General features: G+C 41.8%; 7 protein-coding genes. 2 read left to right on the plus strand and 5 right to left on the minus strand.

The window, feature by feature from the left end; translation table 11 throughout:
• Positions 1–47: 47 nt before the first annotated feature.
• From FNH22_RS05720 to FNH22_RS05730, 3 genes are all read right to left on the minus strand, one after another.
• Complete coding sequence (locus tag FNH22_RS05720) at positions 48–866, minus strand: hypothetical protein (RefSeq protein WP_143397384.1); 819 nt, start codon at positions 864–866, stop codon at positions 48–50.
• 226 nt (positions 867–1092) lie between these two features.
• On the minus strand, positions 1093–2841 hold the full coding sequence (locus FNH22_RS05725) for a helix-turn-helix transcriptional regulator (RefSeq protein ID WP_143397385.1): 1749 nt from the start codon (positions 2839–2841) through the stop codon (positions 1093–1095).
• A gap of 233 nt (positions 2842–3074) precedes the next feature.
• The gene (locus FNH22_RS05730; protein ID WP_143397386.1) at positions 3075–4715 is read right to left on the minus strand and encodes a 7TM-DISM domain-containing protein; all 1641 of its coding nucleotides are present in this window, start codon (positions 4713–4715) and stop codon (positions 3075–3077) included.
• 1072 nt (positions 4716–5787) lie between these two features.
• Between FNH22_RS05730 and FNH22_RS05735 the strand changes: the two genes are divergently transcribed.
• Positions 5788–7344 (plus strand): glycosyltransferase family 39 protein, encoded by a 1557-nt coding sequence (locus FNH22_RS05735; RefSeq protein WP_143397387.1) that lies wholly within the window; start codon positions 5788–5790, stop codon positions 7342–7344.
• A 136-nt stretch (positions 7345–7480) separates the two neighbouring features.
• Here FNH22_RS05735 and FNH22_RS05740 read toward each other — a convergent pair whose 3' ends face one another.
• Positions 7481–7930, minus strand: a complete 450-nt coding sequence (locus tag FNH22_RS05740; protein WP_143397388.1) for a hypothetical protein — start codon at positions 7928–7930, stop codon at positions 7481–7483.
• A 488-nt stretch (positions 7931–8418) separates the two neighbouring features.
• Here FNH22_RS05740 and FNH22_RS05745 point away from each other — a divergent pair, with 488 nt between their 5' ends.
• Positions 8419–14997 carry an alpha-2-macroglobulin gene (locus FNH22_RS05745; RefSeq protein ID WP_143397389.1) on the plus strand — a complete coding sequence of 2193 codons (6579 nt, stop codon included), beginning with the start codon at positions 8419–8421 and terminating at the stop codon, positions 14995–14997.
• 225 nt (positions 14998–15222) lie between these two features.
• On the opposite strand, the gene FNH22_RS05750 is transcribed toward FNH22_RS05745, so the two are convergent.
• Entirely contained in the window at positions 15223–17346 is a 2124-nt protein-coding gene (locus FNH22_RS05750) for a sigma-54-dependent Fis family transcriptional regulator (protein WP_143397390.1), read from the minus strand.
• Positions 17347–17398 lie beyond the last annotated feature (52 nt).

Consider the following 17398-nt stretch of genomic DNA (forward strand, 5'->3'; position numbering starts at 1 on the left):
ACAAAGGTCCCGTGTGAGGGCCTTTGTTCGAAGTAAACTTCCATTATCTATTCCTCACAATCAATATGACTAATTTGAGTGTCAACATTTTGAGCCACCTCTCCACTTGCCGAGCTATGGAATAAAGCAAACCTGTCTATAGCATGAAAATCGGATCGCGGTGCTATTTCTATTTCATAAATACCTGCCTCGTCGAATGTAGCAAAAATGGTATGGAAATTATTGTCAAATGTACCGGCTACCCAGGTCCATTTGTCAATGATATTCATATATACCTTGAAGAACCCATTTCCATTTTCTCCGGCCGGGTTAGGCGTTTTTCCCGTTCCTTTAGGATACACGACACTTCCATCTGATTTTTTCGCGAAAAAATCATCCGCTCCGGCAATACGAAGCCAACTGTCGTTATGCTCGGTACCCGGTTTTTCAGGGTCTTTTTTCGCGATGTATGATCGCCACACAAACTGGTAAGTTCCGGTAGTTGAAATTTTGACCTTGTAAGTAAGTTTACCGGTTTTACCTATGTTTTCTATACCCTTCCAAAACTGAGCAGGCCCCTCCCATACAATATATCCTTCACCGGAATACTCGGGAAGCGAGGTATTCAGCTTCCAATGATCATCCGTCAGAACCACATTTTCAGCCTCTACAATGACGATACCATCTACCTCAACGGCAATATTATTACTTCTATCAGAGCAGTTTTCAAAAGACTTTGGATCAGGCTCTTCCGGTTCTTCTTTTGTAGGGGGATCAACAACCTCGGGCTCCGGTTCATCCTCGGAACCATTATCATCTTCACAACTGACCGACAGGAGTAACATGAGTATTCCAAATAGTAATAGTGTAGGTAAATATGATCTCATAATTATGGGGGTTAAAGTGTGGATAAGAAAGATAGATTATTTTGAGTAAATAACTGATTCAATCGATTGCCCAGCTAAAAATTAACCGGATCCTTACGCATTGAAAAATCAGCGTGAAGACTAAAGTATACGCTGGCTATAAAATACCAGAGCGGTACGGGTAAGTCGATTTAACATTAGCCATATCTTTTCACTGGTAAATTGGCAATTACGTTACACTCATTCATCAAAAACCGGCAATCAATTCCTCAAGTTGCTGCGTGTTTATATTGAGCTTTTTTCTGAGCCGGTAGCGCGACTTGTTGACACTTTCTGCAGAGATACCAAGCATGGCTGCGATTTCTTTGGTCTGAAGATTAAGTTTGGTCAGCGCCAGCAGTCGTTCTTCCGTTTCGGTTAGATCCTCATATGCCCGTCTCAAGGAAATAAAAAAACCAGGATGCACCTTGTTAAATAGTTTTTTATAGTGGACCCATTCATCATTTGTCAAAATAGTAGCCTGCATAAGGCGATGCAGTGCACCATCACAGCCCGGATATCCTGCTCCCGCCGGTATTGCTTCTTTCGCTCTGTCCAATTCCGTATTCAGCTGTTCAATGCGGGTGGCCCGTTCAATCAATTGAAGGGTATAATTGTCCAGTTCTTTTTGCACAGCACGAAGTTTTTTACTGGCTATCTGTTGTTCTTTTTTACTTAGCTGTTTGTTTTTACGAATCCGGCAGCGTAAGAGATAAACAATTAATGAGCCTAGTATCAAGGTCAGTATGAGCCCTGTGGCATATGTATTTCGCTTGATCTTTTCCGCCTTCCTCTCAAGTTCTAACGAAGCTATCTGGCGTTCTTTTTTATCTGATTCATAGGCCATTTTAGCAAACTCGAACTGCAGTGTTTTTTCCCTTGAAATGATACTATCTTTTACTTGTGTTAAAATTTTATTGTATTCATAAGCAGGTTTAAAGTCGCCTTGCTTTTCACTTATTTCAACTAAAACTCCATATACGGCTTTTTTAGCTTCTAAGTAATTATTCTCGTCCACAATTCCCTTCGCAATTTGAATATGGTAGATCGCAGAGTCGAGCTTTGACAGTTTCAGATAGGTCTTGCTCAAATGTCTGTGAGTCATAGCTATGTGTTCTTTCCAATTGGGTTTTTCCAAAAGAGGTAAAGCTCTTTTCAGATATATGATGGCACTGTCCAATGCATCGATCTCCTCAAATTTTTGTCCCAACTTTGCAAACGCAGGCCCTGCCCAACCAAAGGATCTATCCTTTTTATGGAATTTCACCGCATTTCTGTAATGCATGATACTCAAAGAATCTTCCTTTATGTGGCTATAGTAGTCGCCAATACTGTTATGTAAATACCCTGACATGCGGCCGTCTTTGATGGCATTACATATGTTCAGCGCCTTGTTTTGCATTTCAAAACCTTCCTTATACTTCCCATACCGGGTGTAAACTGCTCCTAAATTATGGTATCCTGCTGCAATGAAAAGACTATCATTGCCATACGTTTCGTATGCATCAACTTCCTTCAGCGTATATTCAAGTTGGTTGGCCAGATCGTCCTGAAGTTCTGCTATCAGGGCGTAAGCGCCGTAGATGGTACCATATAGGGTGATAACATCATGATCATGTGCCGTCTGGTCGGCCAATTTCAGATTTTGGATCGCTTCGTCCATATCACCTAACCGTCTACTGGTAACATATCTATGCAAATAAAGGCCTACCAAAGCGCTGTCATAACCTATTTGTTTCGCCAGTCGTATCCCCGGTCCGGAGTAATGGTAAGTACTGTCTACATTGTGTGAGGTAAATTCCCTGGCCAGGTAGGCGTATAACATCACTTTCTTACGCAGGTCAGTTACTTTATTCAATTCCCCGCGAAGGCTGTCCACCCTACCCATGTCCTGGGCCTCCACGTAAGAAGAGATTAGGATTGCGAACATATATCCCACTGTTAATAATTTTTTCATAGCCTGCTTTTTATCCGGTCCAACATTAATAGGTATTAGCCCCCGCTTTCTTTTTAGATTCTCCAACCTTAACACATCCTGTAAGGAAACATACTTTCTAAAACAGGCTCCCAACGATACCAACCAATGCGACTTCGTAAATAAAAAAATAGTTATATATCAAATACTCAAAGCTAAGGTTCAATACCTCAGGGCTTCACCAAAAAATCTGGACAATTCTCTGGACAATTGACTCACAGTTTGGAAACAATACCATCTATCTCATCAGAAGGCACATTTAGCTTTTTGGAAAGTCTATACCTGGATTTGTAAACGCTGTCCGTAGAAATTCCCAGCATAGAAGCCACTTCCTTATTGGTAAGGTTTAATTTAGTAAGGGCTAAAAATCGTTCCTCCGTCTCGGTCAGACCCGGATACTTACTTCTGACACCCCCTAAAAAACCAGGATACACTTGTGTGAAAAGTATCTTAAATTCTATCCATTCGTCAGAGGTGAGAATAGTAGACTGCATCAAGTGATCAAGAACACAGTGATACGATGTATCAGACACCACTGTTTCTTTTTGATCTTTTTTTGTAAGATGGTTAAGCCGCTCTTTAAAACCTTCAATCAGCTTGTTCTTTTCTTTAATGACGGATGCAAACCGGACCAATTGCTCATTATTCCTGACCAGTTCTTTTTCCTTTTCATGCAACAGCCGCATGGACCGTGTACGCTCCATACTAAGGATATAAAAGTTACCCAAAAGGAAGGTCATCATTTCTAACATATACCCTGCCATTGGGTAGATAAAGGATAAATGCTCCGGGTCTACTATTCTTAGGTACCAAAAGATCATACCACCCAAAAACAGGAAAAACACTCCTCCAAAAATGAAATACTTCCGCCTCCCACGTACACACACTATGGCAATAAGGGAAAAGATGGTAAACAGGATATTTGCTCTGTTGACCTGTCCTAAAAAGTGATAGTAGTTTTCACTTCCCGTGAGATAGAAATATAGCAGCAAAAGAATAGCGCCGGACAATAAAACTATATAACTATAAAAAAGTGTACCCTGAAGTTTAAGCCGGCGTAACTCCAGGAAATGGTACACAAATAAAAAATAGCTTAAGGAGGATAAAGGCAGAAAAAAGGTATAGGAAATGGGCCATTCTATGGGCAAAAAAAATTCAATCCCATAATACCCCGTAAAGAAAAAGAAGCAACAAATCCCATTGATAGCATAAAATACGCTTCTCCATTTCAATGATTTGATGAACAGAAAAAAGGTAGCTACGAAAATAAAAATAAAACACCCGCTAAAAGTACCAATGGCCCAGAGGTCTCTTTGTGCCTGTTTCGTAATGGTCCCCTGGTCCTGGATGGCTATGAAAAAAGAATCATTACGAAGGAAACCAGGAGTTTTGACAAAGTAAGTGACCGTGTCCTGTGCAGGCACTTCACTCAGCACACAACTGTTCCAATCTTCACCGATATAAATCTCAGTACCGGTATTCTTCGCCAGAATCCCATATCTACCTAAAAATGTGCGGCTACCGCTCACATCGGTCCAGACAGAAACATCCCAATCATTGAGAAAGAGAAGCAGCTTGCGAGGCGTTTCAGTGGTATTGGTGATGGAAAACTTCATCCAGAGGGTAGAAACACCGTCGTGTATGCTCTCCCGTTTTCCGGGTATAAAACTACCCTCAAAAGCCGGTTGGCTGACCTTATCAAAAGAAAGGAGTCCTGTGGTATCTTCAAAAGTAAAAACCTGATGGTCCTCCAGGTACATTTTTGTTTTCAACAACTCTTCCTTAAGCACAAAGTTTTGAGCATAACTAAGTGTCGGGCTAAGAATGAGTATGCTAATGACAAATCGTATCATCATTGAGGATAAGGTAATGGTTTAAAAAACCAGGTTGCTCAAATTAAGGACATGAACCTGTCAGAAAAACCATCATTTTCATGGGTGATTTTTTCCGCCGCTCTTACGGCATTGAAGTTTTGCCAAATCTTATCTATAGATTCTTACAAAGTAATAAAAACCTTGTTTTTCAATATAGATAGAGCAAATCTCATCGCTTCATTTAAGCAAAAAGCTTCCAGAAATCATACTTTTTCTTTGCTACCTCCGTCAACAAGATCCATCGGTCGATGCTAAACTGAAAGCCATTTTTATGCGTAAAGCAGTTACAACTTTAATGAAAATTTGTTACAAAATGTAACCAACAATCCCCTTCCTTTTAAAGAAAAAAACTGCTTTTTTCGCACTAAATGACATAATTAGTCTGTTTTACAGGTGATTACAATCATCCATTCTATGATTAAAAAAAACATTACCAATGAATGGTTTATGTCCTATATGACATCCGTTTTCCTTTTACACCTCCAGGATTGAGAACCGGTCATCAGAATACATTTAAATGCCGAACAAAAAAATAATTCAAGGATAAAATTATTTCATATTGGTTATGTACTTTTTTTATAAGATTTGTTTTATCTATAGGATGTTCCTAAGCAACTGCACATGTTTTTCAAGAGTAAAATGTGCCATGTGTAGCGTAACAGTTGCTATTTAAAGGCAGTGACGTCAGAGGTATTTTTTTATTTCCAAACGCCTTTGCGATGACGACGAAGGAGGAAGAAGCAATCTCACTATCGCGGGACGCAAACCAAATCGATTTATGCCAGACGATCAGGAGACTGTCGGCTTCTATGCCAAGTTCTTCTTCAAAGGCTATGACCGTCGGGGAAAGCTTTAGCGGCAGTATGCAGTCGTAAACCCCTTACAAGGATAAAATTCAGTTTTCACTAGGGGATCATTCCAATCAGGTTGTTTCTAATGTAAAACCACTATAAGTCTGTTAGTTATGCCGATATAATGTAGGATATGACATACTAAAAGTGCGACTGAAATAGTGGCTTTCACCCATTATACACTATAAAACCTCGATTGAAGTATGTTTTATATCAAAATGGCTGTTGTCATAGCCATCAGTTGCTTTATTGTATTTCGTTCTCAACATATTGACGTGGAAGCCAGGTCCCCTAGTTACGATGAACTTCAGTGGGCCAGCGCTTCGATCATGACCTATCATTTTTTCAAAGGCCGTACCACGGCTGAAATAGCCCATGACCCGTGGTTTTTGAAATATGCCTACAAACATAAATTGGATATATTCAAAAAAGGCACAAAAGATAACGTCCAACTTGACCTATCTAAAATATCTAAAAAGGAATATCGATGGTTTGATCGCATGCTTTGGACTTTTGGATGGAAAGCGCCGAACTTTTCCAAGGTCATTAAGGGGATGTACCTCACGGCAAGAGTCGGGCCTATGCGCTTTGACAGCTATTATGAAAAGGGCAAAGAAACGTTAAACGAACATCCCGACTTGTATTATAGCAGAATACCCGCCAAGTACATCGGGATCGCCAGAGAGGTTGAGGCTTTCTTCACGTTATGCAGCCTGGCCCTGGTATTTTTTATTGGATGCCACTTCTTTAATGACATCGTAGGTTTCGCAGCCTGGCTTTACCTGCTCTTTAATACCGCATTTATCCAGGTCAATACAGCAGTAGGCATGGACAGCACGTCTTTTTGCTTTAGCGCGCTGACCATTCTTTTTACTTTGATCTTAATCAAAGAAGTCAACAAAACTTCACCCTCTACCTGGAAAATAGTGGTCCATTCCATTGTCCTGGGGCTGTCTTTAGGACTGGCAGTATCTTCCAAGCTGAATAGTGCAGCATTATTTTTTGCTCTTTTATGGCTGGCTGTTGCTATTATATACACATTATGGAAACGCATACCACGGACCAATCGGGCTGAAGTTGAACCGCTAAAACTCAAGGCGAGGATCAAAAAGGAACAAAAGGTGAGAAGAGACCGAAACGTATATTTGAAAAAATGGGGAAAGCTATTCAGCATTTCTGCTGTTTGCATTTTAATCGTTTCATGCGGGACGTTTTTGTTATTGAACCCTCACATGAGAAGTGAGCCGGTAAAAAAAGTGAAGATCGTTCGGGAATCGGTGGATGAATACTTCAAAATAAGAGCTAATGTACTCGGTACAAGACATATTAAAGACTCCTGGTTTGAGTCTTTTAAACTGGTATTGAAAAGAAATTACCTATGCCTTACTAAAAACGATGGACAAAAATTTAAAGGCACTTTGGGGGCCATTATAAAGACTGACTGGAAGTTTATGGATATGTTATTGTTTCTTATCGGTTTTTATGTGCTTTTCCGCCAAGCAATACTATCCACGTTCAAAAAGCACACTATTTCATATCACCTCGTGGTGCTTGTGTACTTTATTGTCATCTGCTACATGAATATTGATTTTATCTGGACAGGTTATACACGATACTTCACTCCTTTATACCTGACCAGTAACATTATCATCGCCCTGGGATTTGAAATGATTGTGTTGTATCTCCTGCAAAACTTCCATTTTTTGAACAGGACCAGACTTGAGCATCTATACTTAATATGGCCAAAAAAGCAACCTTGACGTAATTCAACATCGGGTTACGTCAAGGTTGTAATGAAAAAGAACAGGTAATTTCAAAACACGCGGGGGATAGTTATTCCTTACTGTTCACGGATACTACGGGTTATGAAACACCTGAGGTGACAACGTCTTTGACTCAAGGGTTACTCAGGCGTACTATACCAGGCTCAACTTCTTCTGTTACCACTACTCCCGGCCTGCAGGAGTCATTGGGACCAGGGTTTGAAACAGGTGGTGTGGAGAGGCCCGCCATGCAGTTAGGAGAAACTTCCAGTGTGGCATAGTAGTAGGTACCATTGGCGGTATATTCATATAACATAAAACCGGCATCATTTGCCCAGCCGATGAATGCATAGGTACTACCGGAGGTATAAACCGTTCCTCCATATACCGTCCATGTATGCGTTCCTCCGGCCGGAGGTGATGCGGGTGAACCGGCATACTCCCATACCACGGAATACTCATAGCCACTGCCTGTACATATTTGATCCTCTCCCGTGATGTAAACATTGTAACCGTTTTGACCGAAAGCAGGAATAGCCATTATTCCCGTCAGCACCAAAAAAATAGTGAAAAGCTTACGCATGATTGATAGGGGTTTAAGTGATAAAAAAACAAAAAGTAAAGCCTTGTGACAGATGGTACTTCAAAAGGGAATTGATCCTTATAGGGAATTCCTTTGTCTCCGGATCACTCTATAGATATACTGGTATTTCTTTGAATGAAGTTACGAAAAATTGTCGATTTAAAGATGGGTATCAGGCTAAATTACAGTAACCAAACCTCGCAGAATAGTGAGCATAAGATGTGTATCCATTCGACCTTAAACAAAATCATAACAACCTGATCAGGCAAGTCCGATCAACATTTTGGCTACGACGTTCACACGTCAATAAAGTATAAGGATCTGCTAAAATCCGCTCCGAAAGTCCCGGGGAATGGCCTGTTCTTAGTGGTTTTTCATTCAGTTCAATCAGATTTAAAGTCTATTATTTTCATATCCTGTATATGGAATAACTCGTTTAGTTGCATCTTTATTCATGTGACTCTTTTTCTAAAGTGAATTATTTGAATATGAGATGTCTGATACCCCTTTTACTATGTATTGCCTGCGCTTCCGGCGCTATTGCACAGAAGAAAAAAGACTATTATAGCTCCAAATGGCTGGAAGTCTATCGAAATGAAGTCAATCAACTCCCTACATCGGCCTTAAGAATTGTTGATTCGATATACACCTATGCCAGGGCTGACCAAAATGAGGTACAATCCATAAAGGCCCTGGTATATCAATCAAAATTTGCCCTGATACTGGAAGAGGACGCCAAATTAAATGTAATCCAAAATTTTAAGACCCAAATACCTAATTATAGTACGGTGGGTCAGAGTATTCTCAAAAACTATATCGCCAACATGTATTTGCAGTACTATCAACAGAACAGGTGGAAGATCCACAACCGGACCAAGACCTTGACGAAGGTGGATAGTACTGATTTTCGTACCTGGGACGCACAGACCTTACTGCTGGAAATACACTCGTATTATCAGCAGTCATTAAAACATTGGCAGGGCCTCAGGAATAAAGACCAATCCTCATTTTATGCCCTGATAGATCGCCAATCTGATAAGGACACATACAGGCCTACATTATTAGATCTATTAGTACATGATGCCATAGGCTTTTACAAATCAGATCTTAAAAGTGTTGTCCCCGATAAAAACACCTTTGCACTGGACTCATCCTATTTCGGGCCGTTTGGAACGATCCAACTAGCGGACACCATTAAGCTGTCTGAAAAGTCAGAGGTAATGAAACTGTACCTGCGCCTACTCGGCTATCACGAGGAAAGAAAAGATATCCCGGCCCTGGTAGCCCTTGATCTTGAACGTCTTGAATATGTCTTACAGAATACGTCTGACTGTGATAGTATTTACATGCATCGTCTGGGGCAAATGGCATCCTTATACCAGGACCATCCTGCTTCTACCCTTATCGAATTTGATATGGCCTCCTATTACTTTTATCATGATAATAAAGCAAAAGCATTAAAGCTATGTATCAGCGCTGAAGCCAGATATCCCGAAAGTGATGGCGCTGCAAAGTGCAGAGAACTACAGGCCCATATCTTATCACCAACGTTGGACATAACCACAGAGCAATATATATTGCCGGACGCACCGTCGAAAATACGGGTACGTTATACCAATATTGATTCACTGTATTTTCGTGCTTATCGCTTATCTCAACCACAAAAAGAAAGGTTAGACACGATCCGGGGGGATCAAAAAAAAATAGCATTTATTAAATCTCTGGCATGGACTGATCAATGGTCGGCAGGGCTTTTGGACCTCTATGACTATAAAGAGCACGATACCGAGATCTTAGTACCCGCACTTGAGCGGGGCACTTACGTCATACATTGTTCTACAGACAAGACCTTCGAAAAAAATGATGTGCCCTCTGCCTATGGTGAAGTCACCGCTACTTCAGCAGCCCTGATCGAAGCTGCGGTCAACGGACGTCAAAGGTTCCATCTGGTAGATCGCGCTACCGGTAAACCCCTGGCCGGTGTACAGGTCCATATTCAGAACGAACGCAATGACGGAACGGGTCGTCAACTGCAAGAAATACTTACTACCGATGAAAACGGGTTTTGTTCTTTCCCTCTAACTCAAACCTCCGGCTACGCTGTGGCACAAGTGCTTTACAATGGGGACACAGTCCGTTTCGGCAACTACTACATCAACAGAACGTATGGTCAAAGCACAGGTAATAGTGATGACTACATCAGCGTCAAACCATTCCTTTTTACCGATAGAAGTATTTACAGGCCTGGACAAACCGTTTATTTTAAGGGCATACTTTTACAAAGAGTAAATGACAGGTCTTCCCTGGTTACCGGTAAGCATATTGAGGTCTATCTGGACGACGTCAATGACGAAGAAGTGGGTTTCCTGAGACTCAAAACAAATGAATTTGGCTCTTTCAAAGGCCAGTTCGAAATACCACAACAAGGCCTGAACGGCGAGTATACGCTTTATGCAGACCAGGATTATGAAGAGGACAGCACGTTCTATGAGGACGAGATCGATGATTTTGAATGGGCTGAATATACGTTATCCGTAGAGGAGTATAAGCGCCCCACTTTTGAGGTAACCATCGACCCGGTGAAAGAAACGTTCAGTATCAATGACAGTGTGAAAGTCTATGGAAAAGCAAGGTCGTTCAGCGGATCGAATATCAGTAATGCCAAAATAATTTACTCCGTCCAAAGGCAGACTCAATATCCCTATTGGTATTCCTATTTTAGTTCCAAACATTACGTATCACCGGAACAAATTGCTTCAGGAGAAAGCACAACAGACACCGAAGGTAATTTTTCCATATCGTTTAAAGCCGTTCCTGATCCTGAAGTTGATCCGGATAATCTCCCCGTTTTCACCTATGTTATTGAAACAGACGTATTAGATATCAGTGGAGAAACGCGGTCATCCTCCGGTAAAGTAAAAGTCGGCTATCATGACCTGTCAGCCTCTTTGGCCGTAAACGAGCAGATGGATATTCGAGCTAAAGAAGTTACATTGAATCATAAGATCACGAACCTCAATAACGAACCGATCGCAGCCAGCGGAAAGGTAGAAATATACCAGCTTTCAGGCCCGAAGACGCCTTTGCGTGAACGTCCCTGGCCCGCCCCCGATCTGCCTGTAATCACCGAAGCAACCTATGCCCGGTGGTTTCCTCATGAGCCTTATCAACAGCCTAAAGATTGGAAACAATGGGACAAGGGGGACTTACAAACTACCTATGTTTTTGATACCAACTCCGGTGATACACATACCATCAAGTTAGATGATAGATGGAAACCAGGAAGTTATGTCGCTGAATTAGTTGCTATTGATACTAACGGCAGTGAGGTAACTACAAAAGCGTTCTTCAGGATCTTTGATTCCATATCCAATAAGGTAAGTCATAATGAGTTGATCGATGTAAAGAAAGATAAAGCTTCTTACCGCATTGGCGACCAGGTAAAACTTAGCATAGGGACTGCTTCAAAAGACATGACGGTGGTCGTAGAGGTGGATAAAAACCATACCATCCGGGAAACCAAACTTATTCACTTGTCCGAAGAGGTAAAGGAAATATCCATAGAGGTAACAGGTGCAGACACCGAAGGTTTTGCCATTCAATATTATTACGTGAACTACAATAGTTTTGGGTCCGGCACCCTGAATATACCGGTGAATACTACCCGCAACAAACTGGAAATAGAAACCGTCACTTACCGGGACAAACTCATGCCAGGATCAGAAGAAACATGGAGCTTCAAAATTAAAGGGAAGAAAAAAGAACGTGCAGCAGTAGAGTTCCTGGCCTCGATGTATGATGCGTCTCTGGATCAATTTAGAGGTCATCGCTGGAAGTTTGAGCCTGATCCGGGAAATCGCTACTATTCTTACCGCCATAATACCGGTTCTAACGCTTTCGGAACAAAACGTTATACGGTAAAAAACCTCAATTACAGGTACTACAACCCACCCAGGTACTATTATAACAGGTTCAACTGGTTTGGGTTTGATCTGGGAAATAACAAATACAAAAACAGACGGTATGTGACCCGGCTTCAGCTCTATGACCTTGAAGAGTCTGTATCTACTACCAAAATAACGATAGATAAGAACAAGCCTTCGGGATATATTTATGGCACGGTTACCTCAACCGAAGACGGTTCTCCCCTGGCAGCCGTAAACGTCATTATCAAAGGTACCACTACAGGCGCTATTACTGATCTTGACGGTCATTATACCATTTCTGCCAAAGAAGGGGATACACTGGTTTTTAGTTTTATAGGTTTTTCATCGATAGAAGCCAACCCGGGAAACAGAAATGTCATAGATGTGCAATTGGCCCCGGATGTTCAGCAGCTTTCTGAAGTAGTGGTAACGGCTTACGGAGAGGTGTTAAAAAAACAGTCCGTTGGATACGCTGTTGCAAATGTTGAGGTGGTTGAAGAAGAAGCATTCAATCTGGCGGGCCGGGTAGCAGGGGTCCAAATTTTAAATGAGCCGGGAGCTTCTCCAAAGATAATGATCCGGGGTAATTCGGCCACCAATGGCAGTAACCCGCCAATGTATGTGGTAGACGGTAAAATCGTTTCAGAATCAACGTTATCATCTGCCGATGTGGTTTCTATGGAGGTATTACAAGCAGATGCTGCTACCGGACTTTACGGAGCGAGGGCTGCTAACGGTGTAGTGATCATCACTACCAGATCAGGGCAAAAGAAGATGGATGAAATGCTTGCTCAGGTCAAAGCCCGAAGCGACTTGCGGGAGACCGCTTTTTTCTATCCGCAGCTTAAGACCAATAAAAAGGGTGAAGTGTCATTCAATTTTGTTTCTCCCGAATCGCTCACCCGATGGAAACTACAGTTGCTGGCCCACTCCAAAGACCTTAGGGTAGGATACAAATCGCTCCAGACCGTCACTCAAAAAAAGTTGATGGTAGTACCCAATGCACCCAGGTTCGTTAGAAAAAAAGATCAGCTGGTACTTTCTGCCAAAATAGTGAACCTGACCAATGCCCCGGTACAGGCGCTGGCAAATGTCCAACTGTATGACGCTGACTCAGGAAAAGAAATCACCGGAGAACTCTTAGTCTTAGACCAGCATAAAAAGACCTGTAACATCCGTGAGCAGGGTAGTAATAAAGTGACCTGGCTCCTGAACATACCTGAGCGCTATGATGCAATTGAGTATAAGATAGTAGCAACAAATGGAGAATATAGCGACGGGGAACGAAATGTGATCCCTGTCCTTCCCAATAAGCAGTTAGTGACAGAAACCCTGCCGATGACCGTCAAGGGTAATACTACAAGGCAATTCAGCTTCAAAAAATTGACGGATAATACTTCATCGACCTTAAAAAACCATCGGTTAACCCTGGAAGTGACCACTAATCCCATCTGGTACGCGATAAAGTCATTGCCCTACCTGATGGAATATCCCTATGAATGTTCTGAACAGACGTTTGCACGGCTTTATGCCAACCTCATTGCCTCAAACATTATTGCAAAATATCCGGTCATAAAGGAGGTCTTTTCGAAATGGAGTTCTTCAGAGGCTTTAGTAAGCAAGCTGGAAAAGAACCAGGAACTGAGATCTATCCTCATTCAGGAGACGCCCTGGTTAAGAGAGGCAAGAGATGAAACCGAACAGCAAAAACGGATCGCACTTCTTTTTGATCTCGAAAAAACTTCCAAAGAAGCCGATGCTACTTTTCAAAAATTGGCCCAAATGCAATTCAGTCAGGGTGGCTTCCCATGGTTCAGCGGCAGCGCACGCCCTAACAGATACATTACCCAGCACATACTCAGCGATTTGGGGCACCTGGATCATATAGGTATCCACCCTGATTTTGAAGGTTATGACCGATTGGAGAATGCCGGCATCAGTTTTATGGACCACGCTATCATTAAAGATCATGAATGGCTGTTAGAAAACTCCGGAAATGATGGTGACCTAAGAAAAAATAATATCAACAACATTCAAATCCAGTATCTCTATGCGAGAAGCTTCTTTACTAAGCAAAAACCAAAAGAACTGACTTCAGCATACCGGTATTATCTTGATCAATCCGCTAAATATTGGACAGATTTTGACTTAATGGGTAAGGCAATGATCGCACTTGTGCACCACAGGGCGGGGAATAAAGACATTCCCGGAAAAATATTGAAATCATTAGAAGAAACCAGTATTAACAGTGATGAGCTGGGAATGTACTGGAAAGAGAATCGTGGCGGGTATTATTGGAATGAATCTGCCATCGAAACGCAGTCACTCATTATTGAAGCCTTTACTGAAATATCCGGTGATACTTCTGACGGTGAACGTGTACATCTGATGGAGATGAAAAACTGGCTTTTAAAACATAAACAAGTAAATAAGTGGTCAACCACAAGGTCTACCACAGAAGCCATTTATGCCTTATTACTTAATAAAGGGCCGGACATCAAATATAACAACGAGGTGAAAATAAAAATGGGTAGTGTGGACATTAGGCCACAGGAAGCAGAGGCCGGTAGTGGATATTATAAGCAGCATTGGAGCAAGGAAGAAATCTCTAATGAAATGGGTAATGTGGCCTTCTCTAATGAAGGCAATGGTATGGCCTGGGGAAATGTTTACTGGCAATATTTTGAAGAAATAGATAATATCAGCAATGCGGAAAACACAGGCTTATACCTGGAAAAGGAGGTATTCAAAGTCTTGCATGATCCAAATGGTGAAGTTCTTATGGCAGTAAGCGATTCGTCAAAGTTGCAATTAGGAGATCTGCTAAGGGTCAGGATTGAATTAAAGTCTGATCGTGATATGGAATTTATGCATATGAAAGACCAGCGTGCATCGGGACTTGAACCGCTCAATACACTATCTCAATACAAATGGCAGGATGGGTTAGGCTATTATGAATCTGTTAAAGATGCCAGTACCAACTTCTTTTTTGAATCTCTGCCTAAAGGTATTTATGTTTTTGAATATGATCTTCGGATAAATAATGCGGGTGACTTCACCAACGGTATAACGACCATACAAAACATGTATGCACCGGAGATCAGCAGTCATAGCAGATCGATTAGGTTGAAGTTAGAATAAGGATAGCTATCCACTTTAACCCGGGCTTAAAATGCGGGGAATCAACAGTACGATCTACCTGATCCGGGTTAAAGCCAAAAGGCCAATCTACCAGGCTGAAAATAGTCCGTAAAATAAAAGGCCCTTTATCCAAATGTCATTATTCATCCGGGACAGGTGGATGAATATTGGTGAACCGATCTCATCCGGAGCGCAGTTCCTATCTCATAATGACACACTTCAGGTTTACTTAAGCACTACCTTTTTCTCAATCCCCAGTTTTTTCATTTTGGCGAATAACGTCTTCGCGTTTAAGCCAAGGATCATGGCAGCCCCACTCGGTCCGCTGACACGCCACCGGGTGTGATTTAGCACCTCAATGATATACTGCCGCTGCATATCTTCAAAAGACCCAAAACTGCCTGAGGGCATATTACCTGCGTTTTTCGGTAACCATTCTCCCGGACTCAGTGTAGTGCCTTGCTCTATGATCACAGCCCTTTCGATCAGGTTTTCGAGCTCCCGGATATTTCCGGGAAACGAATACTGCATTAATGACTCCACTGTCTTTTTTGCCAGTCGTTTAAACATTTTACCCGCTTTTAAAGAGTACTTTTCCAGGAAAAACTGCGCCAGCAACGGAATGTCCTCTTTCCGCTCCCTTAAAGGAATATTATAAATGGGGAATACATTTAACCGATAGTACAGGTCTTCCCTAAATTTGCCTTCTTTCAGCATTTCTTCAAGGTTTCGATTAGTAGCGGCAATTACCCTTACATCTACCTTGATAGTCTTTGTACCCCCTACTTCATCGTACTCACCTTCCTGTAATACACGCAGCAGTTTGGATTGCATCTCGATGGGCAGCTCCCCAATTTCATCCAAAAAGATAGTGCCTCCATCAGCTAATTTGAACTTTCCGATCTTGTCATTTGTCGCTCCTGTAAATGCTCCCTTTTTATGCCCAAAAAGCTCACTTTCAAACAATTCTTTTGGCAAAGTGGCACAATTAACTTTGATCAGCGGGCGCTCCTCGCGCTTACTCTTATCATGAATGGCGCTTGCCAGCAGCTCCTTACCTGTGCCGGACTCACCGGTTATAAGCACCGTAGAATCTGTAGGGGCCACCTGATGGATAAGTGATAATACTTTAGCATAAGATTCACTTCGGGAAATAATATTGCCATTGTTTAACGTCTTACTGATCTCCTCCTGTAAATATTCATTTTCATTTTCCACCTGCACTTTGAGCGATTTGATCTCCTGCAATGCTTCAAATAGCTCGAGGTCCCGCATTTTGCGGTCTGTGATGTCACGCACAATCGCACAATTCAGGTCTACCCCATCATAGCAGAGGTGATTGGCGGTTATATCAACGGGAAACTTCGTACCGTCCTTTCTCATGACCAGCCATTCCAAATGAACAGACCCTCTGGACACAATTTCATTAAAATGATCTGCCCACCAGTCCGGTGACATGGTAGGGTCCAGGTTAAAAATGGTAAAGTCGTCCAGCTCCTCCCGGCTAAAACCCAATTTCCTCACCACAGAATTACTGTAATGGATCAGCTTCCCTTCCCGGTTGTAGAGATAGATCAGATCTTCAGCATTGTCGATCACCTGTTTATACAAATTCAGATCTATCTCCTTTTTTACTTGTTCTGTGACATCCTGGTACGCTCCAAATACTTTAAAAACCTTTCCATTTTTTACTTTGGGTACCGCCAGCGCTTTAATGTATCGCTTCGGAGACTCTGTAGTTTCAAATACCTCTTTGAACGGACTACCTTTGGTAATAGCTTCCGTATTCTTTTTTTTGAAACGGTCTTTTTCTTTAATAAAATTGATGATACGACTTGGGTGAAGGTCCTGCTTGTCATTCACATTAAACAACCGAAAGGCCTCCTCCGTTACAATGAATGACCCGTCCTGAAGGTTAATTTTCCAGCCACCAATACCGGTGAGCGTCTCGGTACTTTGCAACAGGTTTTGATAAAAACTGGATTGGCTGATATCGTTGACCACGGCGCATATCATTTCTTTTCTGTTATTTGAGAAATATTGAGCATTTACCTCCACCTCATATACTTCTCCTGACTTACTCTGATGGGTCGCCTTAAACGTATTCTTCCCCTTTTTCTTCACCAGTTTCCAGTGCCTGGCCCAACTTTTCCTGGTAGTAGAAGTATTAATATCAAAGATGGAAAGATGGCCCATTTCTTCTTTGGAGTAGCCTACACGCTCACAAAACCGGGTATTTGTATACAATATACTTCCCGATTCATTCATCCACATTACTTCATAAGGTAGCATGTCCAGAAGCCACTCCTTTATTTCCAGTGTTGAAGTTGCATTTTTCTTTTTGTCCATAATCAGACCTTAAATAAATGTATTTTTCTCAAATAACAGAATATTCTGTCAT

This window comes from Fulvivirga sp. M361 (genome assembly GCF_007097395.1).
Taxonomy (GTDB): domain Bacteria; phylum Bacteroidota; class Bacteroidia; order Cytophagales; family Cyclobacteriaceae; genus Fulvivirga.